Annotated in this window: 12 protein-coding genes; all 12 read right to left on the bottom strand. The window is 50.6% G+C overall.

What is annotated here, in order from left to right; translation table 11 throughout:
• Nucleotides 1-30 precede the first annotated feature (30 nt).
• On the bottom strand, nt 31-2454 hold the full coding sequence (locus tag H8730_RS04550) for a GH116 family glycosyl hydrolase (RefSeq protein ID WP_177720453.1): 2424 nt from the start codon (nt 2452-2454) through the stop codon (nt 31-33).
• Between the two features lie 68 nt (nt 2455-2522).
• On the bottom strand, nt 2523-5066 hold the full coding sequence (locus tag H8730_RS04545; RefSeq protein ID WP_177720451.1) for an endo-alpha-N-acetylgalactosaminidase family protein: 2544 nt from the start codon (nt 5064-5066) through the stop codon (nt 2523-2525).
• 15 nt (nt 5067-5081) lie between these two features.
• On the bottom strand, nt 5082-7547 hold the full coding sequence (locus H8730_RS04540) for a glycoside hydrolase family protein (RefSeq protein ID WP_177720449.1): 2466 nt from the start codon (nt 7545-7547) through the stop codon (nt 5082-5084).
• A gap of 27 nt (nt 7548-7574) precedes the next feature.
• Nucleotides 7575-8324, bottom strand: coding sequence for a creatininase family protein (locus H8730_RS04535; RefSeq protein WP_177720447.1), 750 nt, complete (start codon nt 8322-8324; stop codon nt 7575-7577).
• 189 nt (nt 8325-8513) lie between these two features.
• Nucleotides 8514-10466 (bottom strand): type 2 periplasmic-binding domain-containing protein, encoded by a 1953-nt coding sequence (locus H8730_RS04530; protein ID WP_177720445.1) that lies wholly within the window; start codon nt 10464-10466, stop codon nt 8514-8516.
• Between the two features lie 89 nt (nt 10467-10555).
• Nucleotides 10556-11443, bottom strand: coding sequence for a carbohydrate ABC transporter permease (locus tag H8730_RS04525; RefSeq protein ID WP_177720443.1), 888 nt, complete (start codon nt 11441-11443; stop codon nt 10556-10558).
• Nucleotides 11444-11509: 66 nt separating this feature from the next.
• Nucleotides 11510-12421 (bottom strand): ABC transporter permease, encoded by a 912-nt coding sequence (locus tag H8730_RS04520; protein ID WP_177720441.1) that lies wholly within the window; start codon nt 12419-12421, stop codon nt 11510-11512.
• Nucleotides 12422-12783: 362 nt separating this feature from the next.
• Nucleotides 12784-14601, bottom strand: a complete 1818-nt coding sequence (gene ftsH / locus H8730_RS04515; RefSeq protein ID WP_177720439.1) for an ATP-dependent zinc metalloprotease FtsH — start codon at nt 14599-14601, stop codon at nt 12784-12786.
• Nucleotides 14602-14612: 11 nt separating this feature from the next.
• Nucleotides 14613-15137, bottom strand: a complete 525-nt coding sequence (locus H8730_RS04510; RefSeq protein WP_177720437.1) for a hypothetical protein — start codon at nt 15135-15137, stop codon at nt 14613-14615.
• Nucleotides 15128-15766 carry a J domain-containing protein gene (locus tag H8730_RS04505; RefSeq protein WP_177720435.1) on the bottom strand — a complete coding sequence of 213 codons (639 nt, stop codon included), beginning with the start codon at nt 15764-15766 and terminating at the stop codon, nt 15128-15130. The genes H8730_RS04510 and H8730_RS04505 overlap by 10 nt, the downstream gene beginning before the upstream one ends.
• Nucleotides 15763-16629, bottom strand: a complete 867-nt coding sequence (locus tag H8730_RS04500) for a DUF5685 family protein (RefSeq protein ID WP_177720433.1) — start codon at nt 16627-16629, stop codon at nt 15763-15765. Before H8730_RS04500 ends, H8730_RS04505 begins: the two co-directional genes overlap by 4 nt.
• 9 nt (nt 16630-16638) lie before the next feature.
• Nucleotides 16639-17250, bottom strand: coding sequence for an HD domain-containing protein (locus tag H8730_RS04495; RefSeq protein WP_249289489.1), 612 nt, complete (start codon nt 17248-17250; stop codon nt 16639-16641).
• Nucleotides 17251-17270: the final 20 nt, after the last annotated feature.

Raw genomic sequence — 17270 nt, 5'->3', positions numbered from 1 at the left:
CCGTGGAAAGCATCCGGCAATCGGAACTCCTCATCCTTTACGGACGATCTTATGCACTTCGATTTTGCCGGAAACCTCCTGGAGATCCACTTGATCTCCGTTGACCACTAGTGTTCCGTAGCCCGTGGAAGTGGCAAGGAAGGTCCGCGTCATTTTCGGGCGTTCCGCGTGCAGGTAAAGCGTTTTCGATGCGGCGTCATACCGTGCCCCAGAGAATGCCTGGATACAGGCATAGGATGCCAGGGCGCGGGCGTACCAGTGGCCGCACTCGTATTCGTCGTAAGGGTTGCGGACCGTCCCGTCATAGCGGCTTCGGGTGGTCCGTATGATCTGTACCGCCTGGTCCAGATAGCCGTGCATCATCAGATGCGTCGCCACCTGGTACTCGATCCCGGTCCACACTTCGTCGCTGTAAACGAAAGGAAGAGACGGTTTTCCGCCTTTGGGCCAGGTGCACAGCAGCAGACCGCCCTCTTTGCCCAAGGCATAACCGGGACGTTGTGGGTTAGCGTGTCCGGACAAATCGTCCTTAAAATTGTAGCGGAAAACGCTGAGAAGGTGACTTTCTATCATGTTACGGTCGATAATCTCTGGCAATCCCGCCAATTCGGCCAGCCAAGCGCCCAACACGCCGTCAGACAGGCAACCTTCACCGTACTGGTACTTCGGCCCTTCTTCCTCCAGCCGTTCCAGCTCCTCCTCCGGCAAACCCTCGCAAGAGATCTGAGCATTCAGATCCTTCCATCTGACCTTCTGCTCAAAATAGCGCCCGTTAAAGAGCTCCTGTTGCATTTTCGCCCTTCCTTTTTCTCTCAGCGCAGTATAGCGCTCCCCGCTCTCGCCTAATGCCGCTGCCATGGCCTCCATGGCAGCCAGCGCGCCAAGGTAGAAAGAACTGCACATGCCGTCCTGTCCCCAAAACTCAATGTCATAGGTATTATGATGGGGTTCCCGTAGCAGGCCCTCCTCGTCGGGATCCCAGGTGGCGATACAATACTCCATACTCTGTTTCGCCGCCGGCCAGAGCTTTGTCAGCCATTCCAAGTCACCGCAGATGGTGTAGTCGCGGTAAAGCTTAATCAATCCCCCCAGTTGGCCGTCCGATGCTGCATAGAAATCATGCCGGCATGGGCGGATGGGTAGGCTGCTGCGGAAATTCTGGTGACCGTGCTCGTCCTGGCTGACCAGGAATTCCGTCTCCCGGAGAGTCCGCTCCAAAGATGGAAATAGGTTGCAGATCGCCTGGGCATAGTTCCAGACATGGGTGCAGCTACCCATGCAGGATCCCCAGCGGTCCATACACCCCTCCCAACACCAGAGACGTCCATCCGTCTGCCGCAAAATCGTGGGGGATTTCAGTATGCTGAGGTTGGCTGCCGCAGCTTCCAGTGCCTCTGAGGGGAGATTGGTATCATAAAAACATTCTGTAAACCGGTGCGTTTCCCCATACAGGCGGGAATATTCTCCGTAAAGATACCCTGCAACCTCCTCCACACATGCGAAGCGTCCGCTGTACCAGGGACTGTAGGTCTGTAACCGGTGGGAGGGGATGACGTCAGGATCCTCTTCATAGCAGCGGAGGTTGGTGTGGGGAACATACCAGCAGAGCTGGAGCGTGATCTTCTTCTCTTCACCGGGTCCCAGATAAAACGGCAGGGAAAGCATGGCTCCCTGGCCAGGGTCTTGGCCGGCTGGCCGGCATTTAGTACGGCTTTCCCCTCGCTGGATTCCGTTCCAAAGCATGGTATAGGCATCAAACCAGCCACCCCGAAACCAGGCGGTATCCACATTACAGGACTCATGAAGTTGAGCGCAGAAGCTCCCCTCCAGCCAAGGTTCACTCTCACTGCCCTCCTGGTGCAGCACAAAGCCATCGGGGATGGGATAGGCGGAGTGCTCCTTGTTCTTCCGCATCATATTTTCAGAGCAGAAATAATAAACGGCATCTACGGGGTGATTCGACACATTATAAAAACAGAAGGTCAGGAAACCGGCAGGGAGGCTGGAATCATCTTCATTTCCTGGAATAAAGGGGCTCCACGCCGTGACGGACACTGTAACCGGCAGCACCGGGTCCTCAAGTTCCACCTCAGCAAAGGGGAAACGGGAGCGGAAAACCGCTTTTTGGCATCGAGGCAAGCCGTAGAGATTTTCACCGGCTCCGCCACCTTTCCCCTGCGCAGCAGGAGATTGTAGCGCCCCGCCAAATATTTTCGGCTTTGGCACAGGTCCTTCCAGTACCCTTGCAATGTTCCCTCCAGGTTCCTTCACGCAAATTGCGGACAATACATTTGGCTCGAAGTAATAATCCGGCTGGTTACGGATTGAAAAACCACTCAGAGCACCGGTTCCCTGGATGCAGATATTCCCCGCTCCGAGTCCGCCGAGCGGGAACCCAATGTAATCCAAATTCTGTCCGGAATATTCTGGCACACCGTTTACGATCGATCTCATTTCATTCTCCTTATATCCTTAGTTTGTCCATAGGACGTCTGTTTCCCTGCGCTATGACGCCTATCGATTCAGTGGATCGCCGTGATTTTTACTGGAATCATTGCCGGCATATCCATAACAAGATTCCCGTTTTCCACAAAGCAGTTTATCCCTGCGCCTTCCCCTTCTGTCGTTAGACAAACTGCTTTCGGCTCCGCCGCGGCTGAAAATTCCTCCGGCAGTGGATACGCCATCCGGCCGCCTGAGAAGGAGTAGGCTAAATATCCATCTCTAGGTCCCTTTACAAATGTCGTAAAATCCTTCCCGATCAGCCGTCCATCAACGACCACACGGTAGGTTTCTGCGGCAAAATCAACTTCTATATAGCTTCCTTCGCCAAACTCGCTCCTTGCCTGGCTGCCTTCCCACCGGAAATCCGTCATCGGCTTATCATACAGCAACATAGCCGGTACGTTATTGCTGTAATAACGGCTGACACATAACTCTCCGGTAATGTCCTCCTCATAGAAGGTCTGGCCGCCCAGGAGCAAACTCCAAAGTATCTCACTTTTGCTGCGGCTGGGCGCACAGTAACCAATTATCCCATGATAGATCATCTGCACCAGAGGGATAAATTGATCTCCCGGGATAAACGTCCCCAGAGTATCGAAGCGGTTATGGAGGGCAAACCCGATCTTCCCCACCGCCGGATGGGTAAGCATTTCACTGGTCACATCGATCCCATACCGGTTAAATTCCTCTACAATCTGCATTTTCGCGCGGAAGCTGTCCTCCGCGGAAGCCGGATGGGCGGGATCAAAATCATACCGGCACACTTCAGCGGTCAGAACATCCAGATGATATGTATCCTTTAAGGGCAGTAAATTCATCATCCTTCGGATCCGCTCCTGCATTAGGCCGCTGGCAGCATATTTCTTTACTCCCATAATATAAGTCATACCGGCCGCCCACATCCATCCTCTCCATTTCTCGCCCCTCTCGTCCAGAGCAGCGCAAGGAAAGGACTCGATCTTGGCCGATGCTATATCGTCGAAATTGTCGTGAAGCCCGATGAACGTGTTATATCGCCGCGACTCCTCCAGACAATTCCGGAGGCCGTCCAATCCGCCACACCGCTCCTCCGCATCGTAAGGCTCTGGATATGTGTTGTCAAACCCTCCCTTCTGCCAGCCCGTGACATACATGACCTGCTTTACATGATCGGTCAAGTTGGAAAATTGCCTCACATTTTCTGCAATCTGGGAAAACGTCACGGTCTTAAATAGATTCTGCGTGAGGGGATGCGGATCCCCCAGACGGAACTTTTCTTCCGGCATAGGTCCCCATGTAGCCAGCTGTTTGTAGAAGTAGCAGTGTCGGTAGAGGTCTCGTGCGCCGTTGGCCTTGACTCCCCGTCGGAGCAGCACAGCGGCAACTTTCCAATCGGGTTGTTTTCCTTTCAGATCGGCCAATTCAATGGTAAAGACAGGCGCTTTCTGGACCGGAATACTCGGAATTCCCTTCTCTGCCATTACCCTTGAAACTATCGATCCGCCGACAAACCCTCGGGAAACGCCGTCAACCGAAAATACACCGGTTGTGATCCTGCTGTCTATATGCGCACTCTCCACCAATATCATGCCGCGGTCGTCATATAAAACAGCGGCGTTGCGGACATCGTACCTCTTCTCGAAAAATAGTGGGGTCGCCTTTTCAATGGGTACTAGGCGGCCGGAACCCCAGAAATCTACAAGATACCCCTGCTTCATTTCAGCCAGGCTGTTATATTTCAGCTCTAACAGCTCATAGTCCCCGTACTCTTTTCTGCTTTGTATGGTCAGTTTTGCCGTGCGTCTCTCCACTTGGGCAAGCACCTGAAATTCTGCCGCAAGGGTTTCCCCGACAAACGCCCGCCCTTCGTAAACTGCCGCGTGCTTCCCATGTTGGCACAAGCGGTACTCCGTTTTACAGCTGCCTTCCCTGTCCCGGAAGATAGCCCCGCTTTCCCTGTCCCGGAGAATGGCGCGGGGATACGCCTGCGTAAAGGGGTACCCTCCATCAGAATCATAGATACCATAAAGGATCGGCGAATCCGCGCCCAATTCCAGCTTTGCCTCATCCTGGATGACAAGGAACTGCCTTTCTGTGGTGCCTGTGGTGGCATTCCGGCGCTGGTTATACTGCCTTTCCACCGGGACGGAATTCTGGATCACCCAGGGGCGTCCCAGATTCCAGCTAGTATCGATGGAACCGATTTCCTGATGATACACTGTACGGCCTTCTTCCCCGGAAAAGGGAATAAGAAAGCCCTCCTCATCTATGATTCCCACTCGCAGCCAGTAGGTTCCCGACCAATCCCCCCGGACATCCCATTTCAGCGTCACTGCAACCGTTTCGCCAGGACACCAGAAAGAAGTTTGTGGCATCGCTTCCGCCTCTTCCACAAAATCGTAGCTTTTATCTTCAAGCCGTCTCTGATGGCCATACCTCCCTTTGAGAAAAAAACGGAAATCTCGCTCCGCCGGATTGTCCCCCTGATTTTGCCAGACCAGCGTTACCCAGAGGCTTTCGCCAGGATTTACATAGTTTGCACTAATTCGGCTGCTTAATAAAACCGGTTTAAAATGGCCCATCCCATTCCCTCCTTTTCATTCCGATTCCTCCGTCGGTTCATATTCCGGCAGGTATATGCTTTCCTCGCAGTCGGTGACAAAGGGAATTGCCACCCGATTCATCTTGTTCCGGCGGCACAAACCGCCGCCCCCTCCCCGTATGGCAATTCCACAGGGTGCGTTGTAAATGTAATTGCATTCCACCACATTCCAACAGCCGTCCATCAGATTGATCGCTCCTGTCTCCGGAGGCGCTTGCGGAGGGCAACAAAGCTCTGGGCATCCCTGGCGTTTCAGCCAGACATTATAGTACTGATTGGCGCCTGACGGCATTGCGACTGTGAAAATTTGATTTCGCCGGATGATATTTCCGAAAAGATTGCTAGTTCCCTGATACAGATAGCTGCCATCTGCCCCCTGACCACTTTCCGTCGCCCCCTCTCCCCGGCGAAGGGAACCGTACATAGCAATTTCTGCGGTGTTTGTCAGCCGATTGTCATACAGAAAATTGAAGGCGGCCGGAGAAACATCCCCACCGTCCGTATGACTCAAACCAAAGGCGGTAATTCCAGGCGCATCATAAAATTCGTTGCCCACGACCATATTGTCAAAACCAGCGCCGTAAACAAATTGTAAGGCTCCGCGGCTACACCGGATCTGATTGCGAAGCCAAAGGTTCCGGTTAGACATCAGCTTGATTCCGATCCGGCTGGTGGCATCCGGCTCCACCCGAAACGGGCTCTCCAGATAAACCGCCGCAGCGCTATTGCCAGTAATTTTTCTGTACTGCCCCATTCCCTTGCCATAAAGAATATAGGCATAAAAATCTGTCCCCACAGACAGAAGCCCATCGTTTCCTACGGGAAGCTCTGCGTCAAGACGAAGACAATTCCCTTCCTGACAGACTGCCTGCCCTTGAAACAGGGTCGCACCGGTTTCCGACATCAAGATCTCACTGGCGTTGTGCAAGCCGGCGATGCCGGTGATGACATTGCCGATGAGCACATTGTTTGACATACCCATCTGGTTGCTGAACGCCCGGCCCGAATCAGAAAAATGAGTATCCTTGATGATAGAGTTATACAGAGCCCGAATAAAAACGCAGTTGCTGCCCTGAATAGGCGACACGCTAAAATCACAGTTTTCAATCCGCATATTGTGGTGAGGATGGCGGGCGGCATGAGCAAAAATGGGCTCCAAAGCCTGAATTTTACAATTTACCATGGTGAAGCCTTCTGTTCCACAGAGGAAATGAATTCCTCCCCAGTCGAATCCACAGCCGCTGCCTGCCGGGAAAGCCGAGCCGTGCATATTCAAGATCTTGCAGTCTCTCAGGAAAGATTCCCGCACCATCTCATCTTCCGATTGAGTCATAACGACAATCGCAGTATCCGCGCCCGCTCCAGGGCATATGGTAATTCCGGAGAGACCTGCACAGTTGTCCAGCCAGACCATCGCATTGTTTCCTCTGAAATGGGAACGGTAGTCCCCGACAAATCCGCCGAACCACCGGGGTGAATCGAAAATGTGCGGGGCTTCCGGATCAAAGCGATCCTCCAAGATTTTTCCGAAGGGCACTACGAATTCCGTGTTCCCTGTTCCCTGTAATACCACATTTTCCTGAACATGTAGCGTGCGTTCAATGCCGAGCTTACCAGAAGGTAGCAGCACGATTGTCGGATTAGGGGAGGCATTGTCGATCGCCTCTTGCAGCACTGCCCAGTCGCTATGGACTCCGTCGGCCACAAGCTTCCCCCGCAAATCGATGGTCTCCACAAAATTAAAATCCCATTTTGGCTGGCAATAGGCATGGAAATCCATCCGCGACATGGCGGACAAAAAGGACCGTTTTTCCACCACCTCCAGCGATACCGGGTCGCTATACCCAAACTGACCACAATTCAGCAGGTTGACGGAAAGAGAATATTGGCCGGCAGGCAGTGGATCGGGAACCTTGATATGCAGACAATAGGGCTTCTCGTCCCCCAGCACCTGCTCAGCAGTGCCCAGCACCTCCGCCGGATACCGCTGCTCTGTGTCCCTATTCTGGAACAGCACCAGATACTTTTCCCGGATATATTCATCTCCGGCACAAAGATTCCGTCCGTAAAGAGTTAGCAATTGCCCCGGCATAACCTCGTAGTCTGAAAGCGTATTGAGTATGGGGCGGTTCATCAGCCATGGAGTGCTGAATCCGGTTTCACTCTCCAACCATAGTACCGTAGGAAGCACCTTATATCCGTCGGGGATTTTCCCGATCCCGCAGGCTGCGGCGAAATGACAGTCCGGCTTTCCCATAAGCATCCCTTCCACCGCATCTTCGGGAGGGGCCTCCGGGAGAGGGGCATTTTCCATCTCCAGATCCTCAATCTCTACGTCATCCGGTGTCCAAAGCCACACCTTGCGGATTTGGTGCAGATTTTCGCCTAAGATAATAAACATACAGTTTCGGTCTGTCGATTCCGTAACGGCAGATATTTCCATTCTATCCTGTGTCTGCATAAGAATTAATCCACTCCTCTGTCTGGCTTACGCGTCTTTTCGATTGCGCTCCAGCTCCGCCACCCAGCTATTCACGCAAAAATCCACCCAGAAACCGCCATCCTCTTTATCCGCCTGCTCCACATCGTCAAGCCAGAAGGGGGCCGGACAGGGCTGTCTGTCCAACGCCTCCATTTTTACAAGGCCCTCATACAACATCATGATCAACTGGGTTTCGCCCCGGCCGCCGTGTCCTACTGGCATTTTTTCATCCCGATCAATGGAGCTGTAATCGCAGAATTGATCATAATCACAGACCTTCACAGCAGAAAACACATCGGAAACCGGCATCTTTTCCTCCGGCAGCACACTCCACCCAGGCCCTAAAGGCCGCGTAAACTCGCACAGCAGATCCCGGAACGCATGTTTTAGCAGCACCGCGGGAAGCCCATCGCTGCCCTGATGCCCTACAATGGCATAGATCCTCTGAAATCCCATTTTTAAAAAATGGCCCATGCTTTCACGGATATATGGGTACAGCGCATCTGCGGAAAAGTCGACATCGCCGTCCGCAATCCCCGACGCCCAATTCATGGTAGGAGTGAACGGGATCGGCGGGCCAATCACCGCTTCCGTTTTTTCAGCAATTCTCCTGCACAGCCCATACGCGATCAGCGTATCCGTGCCGAGGGGCATATGCTCGCCATGGTATTCCATGGCGCCCACCGGCCAGAGCAAGGGAAGGTTTCTGGACACCGCATCTCGCAATTCCTCTGGGCGCATAAAGACCAGCTCCATATCAGACGTACCCCCTTTTAAATAGAATTCACTGCGATCTGAAATCTTCCATTCCTGAATCCTGATGGAAAAATTCCCTCTCGCTTAAAAATGACCGCCATCCCGATCCCACAGAGAAGCAAACGAATCTGTTGGCTTTAAGCGGATCAATGGCGGCCATAGAACTATTTTCAGTATTTACAGGTTGCACTATTCGAGCAGATCCATGTAGGTATCATTAACGGATTCCCTATATACCTTATTGACTTCCTCCAAAGTCTCTGCCGTCATACCGTTTGTCTGCGCGTAGTCGATCATGTCAGCATATAGCTTCTCAAACTGTTCATCGCTTTCTGCAGCAATACATTTGGTCAGAAGGCTTTCAAATCCTGGACGCGCATTCCAGAACTGCTCAACACCGGGAACGGTACCAGTGAAATTCCAGACCTCCGCCGCGACACCTAAGGTATATTTTGGGGGATCTACCAGCCCGGACCGGAAATAGATATCCGCCTGAGAAGATGTCAGATTGACTTCTTTATACATGTAAAGAGGCGAACACAAATTAGAGCCGTTGGTGAAAGCCGGAAGGCCAGGGAACAAGAGGTTGCCAATGCCCAATTGTTTCTGTCTGTTGTTGGCAACGCCATAGATAATTTCATCTTCCAATTCTTTATCGGTAAATACCCTGTTTCCATCGGCGTCTTCCTCCCAGAGGCCGGCGCTCTTCGGTCCCCACTGATGAAGCTTGGAGCCGGCCTCCGAAATGTTGAACCCGATCCAGCGCAGAATTTGGGAAAGCTCCTCCTCTTTTACAGCATCTTTTACAATGTTGATATTGTAGTGGGAAGACGGATTACCCTTAAACATAACAAATCTGTCATTCCAGGGCACGGTGATGAAGACTTTGCGGTACTGATACTCTACACCGGCCGCCTGGAGAGCCGCCTTGTCCGGGGTCAACCACGCATAGCTGGTCACATACTGTCCATTATTAAGCTTGGTATCAAAAATACTCTTGTTATCGACTAACGCTTCTTTGGAGGCAAGCCCTTCTCTCTGCAGCGTGTTAAAGAACTTCAGGTTCTCTTTGAACCAATCCTGTTCGTACATGAACTTTACAGACTTGTCAATATTATCCCAGTAAGTGAAGTAACTATTGCAGTCTCCGCCTCCGTTCAAATAACCATTCAGAAATGCCATAAGCGCCCAGTTATCTTCTCCGGACAGACAGAAGAAGGGTTCCAGCGGCCTACCATTTTCGGTGATGTTTAAATCCTTAATGCCCTTAAGCAACTTGTAAAGATCGTCTCTGCTGGAAATCGTTACATCAAACAAGTCATCGCGGGTAAAGGTGCCGCCGTTGGCCATAAAGATATCCTCGATTTCCTGCTGCGTCTTAGCCTCAGGGTAAATCATCTTCAGAATATCATCTCTTACCCAAATATAGCCATTACCACCGATCGTATCACTGGGCGGTTGAATTCTGGCATATCGCTCAGGATCGGTGTCTTCAACAAAATCGTCTAAATAGATGGGATTCAACGCCGTCGCGATTGTATAAATTTTTCCGTCGGCGTTGGTCAGTCCTTCTTTATCCCACCAGCTGCCGACTGTATCCATGGGATAAATGTCGAAAAGATCCGGCAGATATTGCTCAATATAGCTGGACAGCTCCCAGACTTTATCGCCTACGATCAAATCGTCCTGCTGATTTCGAATCCCGCCCTCAACGATCAAATCCGGCCAGTCGTTGGAGGCAGCGATCATCCCCAGCTTCGTGTTAAAATCCTGTCCGTCGTTGTCAAAGGAATTTTCTATATCGATCGAAATACCGGTAACCCGTTCAATCTCCTCATTCACCAGGTTAACTTGGGGATACTCCCGGGAAAAGGAGCTTCCCGTTCCATGAGCGTACCAGATGGTAATGCTGCGCTTTTCGCCTGTCCAGTCAGGCAGTTCGGAGGAATCTTTCACATCCTTAAATGAGTAGAGAATCTCTTCCTCGCCAGAGGCCCCCGAAATAGACGACTCTCCCCCTGATGAATTCGAACCAGCGCTGCCACTGGACGTCGCATCATCGGGCTTGCATCCTGTTGCCATAACGCCCAGCATAGTGGCTATAAGGAACAGGTTGATTCCTTTTTTTAATTTTTTGTTCACGTTACACACTCCTTTGCGTAATGATAGAATTGTCTGACCTATATCGGGAGCGCCCGGCGGACACCCCTAAGATCCTTGAAATCAAGTTCTTACTCTTTAATCGCGCCGATCATGACGCCTTTGATAAAATATTTCTGTAAAAAGGGATAAATCAATATGATCGGAATCGTTGTAATCACAACCTGTGCCGCTTTCACCGCTTCCGGAGTCACCGTCACCTTCAAATTGTTAAGATTTCCAGAGACGATGGCATCTGCCAGCATTCGAGTCATCATTTCGCTTTCTTTCAAGACCCGCATGAGCAGATATTGTAAATTTTGAAGTCGAGTGCTTCTAATATAGTATAAAGGCGTCGTCCAGTCATTCCAGTACCCTACCGCCAGCCATAGAGAAACCGTCGCCAAAATTGGAGCGCTCAAGGGAAGTATGATGCGCCACAATATCGTAAATTCTGAAGCGCCGTCGATTTTGGCCGCCTCCTGCAAGCTGTCAGGAATTGTTTTTATGTACGTGCGCATCATGATCATGTTATAGAAATTAAACATTCCCGGCAGTACATACATCCAAAATGTATTGAGCATCTTCAAAGTAGAATACAGGATAAACGATGGAATCAATCCGCCGCTGATATACATCGGGATCATGAGATACACGGTAATCAACTTTTTTCCGGGAAAGCTCTTTTTGGAAAATGCGTAGGCGGCTGTAAATTGGACAAATAAACCGAAAAGTGTACCCACAACTACGGAACAAACGGAAATCATCGTTGCACGAATGACTTTGCTATCCTTTAGGATCACTTTAAAATTTTCCAATGTAAAGACCCGGGGATAGATGGTGATTCCGCCCAACGCGGCGTCAGCCCCATCGTTAAATGCAGTCGCCATAACATTCAAATACGGGAACAGCATAACCGCCGCTATTAATACTAAAAGGAACCCATTTATCACGCCCCCAACAGTCACTCTCTTCCTCATGCCAACCATCCTTTCTCGCCGAATTCACAGCTCCACTTATCCACCGCGTTCTCTTCGCGCTTATCCTTACCAAAGTCCTACGTCCGTGACTTTCTTGGATATAAAGTTGGCCGTAGCCACCAGCGCAAATCCGATTAGCCCTTGAATCAAGTTTAGAGCGGTGCCTAGGGGATAATCGCCCTGCTGCAAACCGATCTTATATACCGCCGTCGAAATAACCTCGAAATCAATATAGGGGTTTTGGAGAGCGTAAACCAACTCAAAATTGCTTCCAAATAGGCCTCCTATGCTCATGATCAACAACAGAATTGCTGTCTGCCGTATAGCCGGAAGCGTAATATGCCAGATTTGCTGAAGCTTGTTGGCGCCGTCTATCGTCGCCGCTTCATACAGCTGCATATCAATCCCGCTGATTGCCGCAAGATAGATTACGGTCCCCCATCCAGTTCCTTTCCACAAGTTCAAAATCAGATACGTCGGGATGAAGTATTTCTGTTGTCCCAGAAAGAGGATCCGCTCAAAGTTGCTCCCTCCGAAGAGCGCCAACAAATCATTGACCGGTCCATACAGCCCCAGAATCGTCTGCACTAGGCCCACTACCGAAATCCATGACAGAAAATAGGGTAAGTAACTGACGGTTTGTATTACCCGTTTAAAGATCGAGCACCTTACCTCATTCAACATCAACGCCAAAAGAATAGGCGCAGGAAACGTAACCAAAAGATTGAGTACATTGAGATACACCGTGTTGCCTACGGAATCCATAATCATCCGGGAAGAAAAAATCCGTTTGAACACATCAAGGCCAACAAATGGGCTTTTCCATGGGCCAAGCAAAGGCTTATAATCCTGAAATGCTATTATAATCCCCGGCATCGGCATATAGGCAAAAACAAACGTCGTCAAAATTGCCGGCAATAATAGGATATAAATCAGTTTATTCGCCTTTATATCCCGCCATAATCTGCGTTTTTTCATCGTATCGTTCATCCCTTTCATAGCTCTCGGAGCCATTCGATCGCACGCTTCTATGGGCTAAGGCCCACTGCCATTTCATTCGTCTGTTACGATTTCATTATACGCAAACAGCAGTCAATAAAAAAGCACGGATTCTTTTCTGTTATAACGTTTTTTTGCTATTTTATATGTACTGTTCACCGATCCCAGACTCTATCACCCCATGTCTTCTGGAGCTATCCAAGCCCTTATTTTCTGATTGACTCATAAAAAAATGATGCTAAACCATAGATTTTAAGGTTTAACATCATTTTTTCTTCTGACGCCTAACGTCAGATTCCATCCCCATCGGGAAAACCATTTATATTGGACACGTCTCCGTGTCAAGTCTCTTCCTCTAAGATCTGGACAAATTCTTCCCCCGTCATCGTCTCCTTTTCCAGCAGATACTGGGATATGCGGAGAACCGTTTCACGGTTTTCAAATAAGATCTGGATGGAACGCTGATGCTGCTTTTTGATGATATTCATAACTTCCTCATCAATCTGCTGTTCTGTGACATCGCTGCATTTTTGCACCGGCCTGCCATCCAAATAGGCGCCGGACGGGGATTCCAGTCCCACCATATCAAAACGCTCCGTCATGCCATAGATGGTCACCATCCGCCTCGCCAACTCCGTCGCCTGCTCGATATCATTGGCCGCGCCAGTGGATACCTGACCGAGAAGGACTTCCTCCGCCGCACGGCCGCCAAGAGCTACTGCAATCCGATCTTCCAGCTCTTCCCGGGTGATCAGATATTTGTCCTCCCCCGGCAACTGCATTGTATACCCCAGCGCCCCCTTTGTTCGGGGGATAATTGTGATCTTATGCACTGGATCCGCATTGGGAAGAACATGTGCAAGAAACGCATGGCCAACTTCATGGTAAGCAACCGATTGTTTCTCCTTAGGAGAAAGGACCCGATCTTTCTTGATCTTGCCAGCGATGACCACCTCCAGCGCCTCCTCCAAATCCCACTGCTCGACGGCGCTGCGATTCCGTCGCACAGCCAGAAGCGCAGCCTCGTTGATAATATTGGCAAGATCCGCCCCGGACGCGCCAGGAGTGGACTTCGCGATGGCTGCCAGGTCCACATTGTCCGACATCCGAATCTTCTTTGCGTGAACCTCTAAGATCGCCTTGCGCCCGATATAGTCCGGCGTCTCCACCTGAATCTGCCGGTCAAAGCGTCCAGGCCGCAGCAGTGCTGGGTCTAGCACTTCTGGGCGGTTCGTCGCTCCGATAATGACAACCCCCTTTGAGGAGTCAAACCCGTCCATCTCCGTCAACAATTGGTTTAGCGTCTGTTCCCGCTCATCATTGGTGGATAACGATACTTCACGGCTCTTTCCAATGGCGTCAATCTCATCGATAAAAATGATACAGGGAGCCTTTTCCTGGGCCTGTTTGAACAGATCCCGCACTCGGGCAGCGCCCATTCCGACGAACATCTGAACGAATTCCGATCCCGACATGGAGAAAAAAGGAACGCCGGCCTCGCCAGCTACCGCTTTCGCCAGCATAGTCTTTCCAGTACCAGGAGGGCCCACCAAAAGAGCGCCTTTTGGCAATTTAGCGCCAATCTGAGAATATTTCTGGGGATTGTGTAGAAGATCGACGATCTCCTCCAAGGATTCTTTCGCCTCATCCTCCCCCGCTACATCGCGAAATTTTATTCCCGTCTCATTTTCAGCGTAAATCTTCGCAGAATGCTTGCCAAAGGACATAGAATCTCCCATATTCTTAGTGATCCCCTTGGCAAGAAATCTCCAGATGACGACAAAGATAAGGATGGGAACAACCCACTGCAATAGGATCATGAGGAAGTAGTTTGTCTCCTGCAATCGCCCTGTAAACTGGGGCACATCGTACTCTTCCAGATACTCCGTAATGAGGGACGCCGTCTCCGTGGGGTAAGTATTGTAAATCTTATAGTTGTCGTTTTTCACTGTAAAACTGATCTGGCCGGTGCTGACATTGATTTCCACCGCATCGACCTTTCCATCCTTGACCCACTGTTTGAACTCACTGTAAATCACGTCTTGAACGCGAGATGACTGGAGAACATAATTGACGCCAAGCATGAGGACGATGACGATAACAAAATAGATAATCCCAATTCGTATCTTCTTATTGCGGACATCCTTATCATCGGGCATTGGACTCCCTCCTATTCTTTCATTACAAGCTTTCGTAAGCGTTTCCAGTGATATCGCATAAAATAAGAATATGCGAAGTCACAGAGTACCATCAGCAATTGTCCTCCTCCCCAGGCCGCTAAGAGCATCAGCGTTGAAACCTGGCGGCCAAAGATCAATTCTGGAAAAAGGAGAAGCAAGGGGATATACAGCGCATTAAAAAATACTAGCTTCACTGCCCACAGTAGGGCAGACGGTTTATTCAGCAACACTCGCTGTTCCATCCATTCTTTGAATGAGATGTAAGCGCCGATGGCCGCGTAGGTCAGCATATACAATTTGTTGGGTGAGAGAAACACACCCAAAATGCAAGATGCCGCAAAAAACGCTGTCCCCGCCTTAAGCCCCGTCTCCGCAAATGCGATTCCCACGCAGCAGTTGGCCAGCACCATGAAAGTTAGGCTACTAAAATCCAATACGGAGGCCAGGATGATCAGCACTTGACATAAGGCTAAATTTAATCCTAGAAATGCCATGCTCCGGGGTTTTAACAGCATGATATCAAATCTCCTCCAAAGCACTCACAACAGGAATCCATGCACCAGAGCTGGAGACAGCAGTCACAGGGATTCGATCCCATGCCGCCATACTGCTGCGAATTTGTTTGATAGGTCTGATTGGCCTGCATCATCTGATTCAGAAAATTTCGATATTCAAGATTGTTTGGATTCATGGATACAGCCTGCCTAGCCAAGTTCAACGCTTCCACATTGTTTCCCAGTCCACGATTTGCCAGCGCGCTGTAGTAATACCAGCGCGCACTCCTGTCGGTGATTCGCGCCAGGAGATTGAGCGCCTCCCGATATCGTTTCAGCTCGATATAATTCCGGGCCGTTTGCAGTTCCGGCGTCTCCGCATCCGCACCGCCATAATCCTGGTACTGGCTCTGTGAATATCCGCCATAGGAGGATTGTTGGTAGGAAGTTCCATGTCCGCTGCGCTCCTCCATAATGGCGTCATATGCCTGCTGAACTTCTTTAAACTTTTCTTCTGCCAGACTCGAGAGAGGATTGTCCACATACCGGTCTGGATGATACTTTTTCGCCAATTCCCGATAGGCTTTCTTGATCTCGTCGTCCGACGCATCCCTTGATACCCCTAAAACTTCATATGGATCTGCATTCATCGCGTGTTAGTCCTTTCTCTATTTATAACCTGTCCACAGGATTTTTTTGAATTCCGTTTCTTTTGCTCAAATCGAGTCCAAACCCCAGAATACAGTATATTTCGGAGGATCTGCGCATCCTGAACTAGCGGAAGCCGTTCGGCTTCCTGTGCGCACAGGGCAATCGTCGAAAGGAGATCGTTCTGCATCCTCTCTCTCGTCACCGGCTGCTGCTGACAGTATAGGAGCGGATTATACGCTTTGTTTCGCTTGTCCTCCTCCAAGTCATCCCAGGCGTCGAGCAAATAAATGTACTTCCCCAGGTAGAAGCCAACTCTTCTCAGATAAGGTTCCCAATGATCCCGTTTGTATACAAGTAGCAATTCCATTATCCGCCCAAAACAAGCGGAAACCTCATCCAGGTTGCCAGACTTCCTGCCCTCCAACTCGTGAAGCCGCGCCAGATTCTTTTCAATCGCCCTCATTTTCATCGGGTAGCGCGCCTCAATTTTTTTATAGGCTCCTCCCAGCGCCATGGCCGCGCTGCGGCTCATCACCTTGCCCTCGTCTCTCCAATCATCCATCAGGTGGTGATATGCCATGGCCACATTCATATCCGCCGCATACCGTGTGTATCCATTCATGATCATCCAGTGTGTCATGGTGGGATGCGCGGCACAGCGGTGATACTCCTCCACCGGTTCCGGCTCGTAGAGCGATGTCAGCAACATGATCAGAAATGTCATATCATATGTGAGCGTAATCTGCCCTCTGATCCCATAGCGCATCTTCAGCATCCGGCACAGGCCACAATAGTACGCCCTATATCGATAATACTCCTTGACCTTTAGCTCTAATTTATTGATGGAAACATATCCAAACATGCAATCCTCCTACTTCAGCCACCCCTGTGACTGGCCATAATCCAGCATCGCGGTCACGGCCTCCCAAAGTGCGGGCGCTTGCTCCTTCGCCGCCTCATTTCTCTTTTCAACCTGCTCTCTCGAGATCCCATGCGTCTTCCATGCGCATCCATCGGTTCGCATGTGCATCAGCAATGGTTGGATTCTGTCCATTATCGCCGCAAACTTAGCCTCATGGCTCTCGCCAGCCTCAAATTCTTTCCAGAGCGCTTCCCACTTCGCACCCTCCGGTCCAAGGAGTCCAAATATCCGCTCCGCAGCACAGCACTCCCGGTCCGCTTTGTCCAGATTCGCCAGTTCGTCGTAGCAGTACGTGTCGCCGGCGTCAATCTCCACAACATCATGAAGCAGGATCATGGAAAGGCAACGGCTGAGGTCCAAGGGATGCGGATAGTAGGGGGCCAAGATCATCGCGCACACCGCCATGTGCCAGGAATGCTCCGCGTCATTTTCCCGGCGGAGATCCGGCGGTACAACATTTTGGCGAAGCACCGTCTTCGCCCTGTCTATCTCGGATAGAAATTGAAAGGCATTTTGCAATTTTGAGTCCATGGGCATGGCTGTAAAATCGAATCCGCTCATCGCAACCTCCAAAGTTGATA

The sequence above is a fragment of the Bianquea renquensis genome (genome assembly GCF_014384895.1).
Lineage (GTDB): Bacteria > Bacillota > Clostridia > Lachnospirales > Bianqueaceae > Bianquea > Bianquea renquensis.
Note: the sequence above shows the minus strand (reverse complement) of the source record. Positions and strands in the feature narration are given on the sequence as shown.

Bases quoted from the DNA above. Each gene is read 5' to 3' on its own strand.
- H8730_RS04500 (WP_177720433.1), bottom strand. From the start codon at position 16,629: ATGTTTGGATATGTTTCCATCAATAAATTAGAGCTAAAGGTCAAGGAG.
- H8730_RS04505 (WP_177720435.1), bottom strand. From the start codon at position 15,766: ATGAATGCAGATCCATATGAAGTTTTAGGGGTATCAAGGGATGCGTCG.
- H8730_RS04525 (WP_177720443.1), bottom strand. From the start codon at position 11,443: ATGAGGAAGAGAGTGACTGTTGGGGGCGTGATAAATGGGTTCCTTTTA.
- H8730_RS04535 (WP_177720447.1), bottom strand. From the start codon at position 8,324: ATGGAGCTGGTCTTTATGCGCCCAGAGGAATTGCGAGATGCGGTGTCC.
- H8730_RS04550 (WP_177720453.1), bottom strand. From the start codon at position 2,454: ATGAGATCGATCGTAAACGGTGTGCCAGAATATTCCGGACAGAATTTG.
- ftsH (WP_177720439.1), bottom strand. From the start codon at position 14,601: ATGCCCGATGATAAGGATGTCCGCAATAAGAAGATACGAATTGGGATT.
- H8730_RS04510 (WP_177720437.1), bottom strand. From the start codon at position 15,137: ATGCTGTTAAAACCCCGGAGCATGGCATTTCTAGGATTAAATTTAGCC.
- H8730_RS04495 (WP_249289489.1), bottom strand. From the start codon at position 17,250: ATGAGCGGATTCGATTTTACAGCCATGCCCATGGACTCAAAATTGCAA.
- H8730_RS04520 (WP_177720441.1), bottom strand. From the start codon at position 12,421: ATGAAAAAACGCAGATTATGGCGGGATATAAAGGCGAATAAACTGATT.
- H8730_RS04540 (WP_177720449.1), bottom strand. From the start codon at position 7,547: ATGCAGACACAGGATAGAATGGAAATATCTGCCGTTACGGAATCGACA.
- H8730_RS04545 (WP_177720451.1), bottom strand. From the start codon at position 5,066: ATGGGCCATTTTAAACCGGTTTTATTAAGCAGCCGAATTAGTGCAAAC.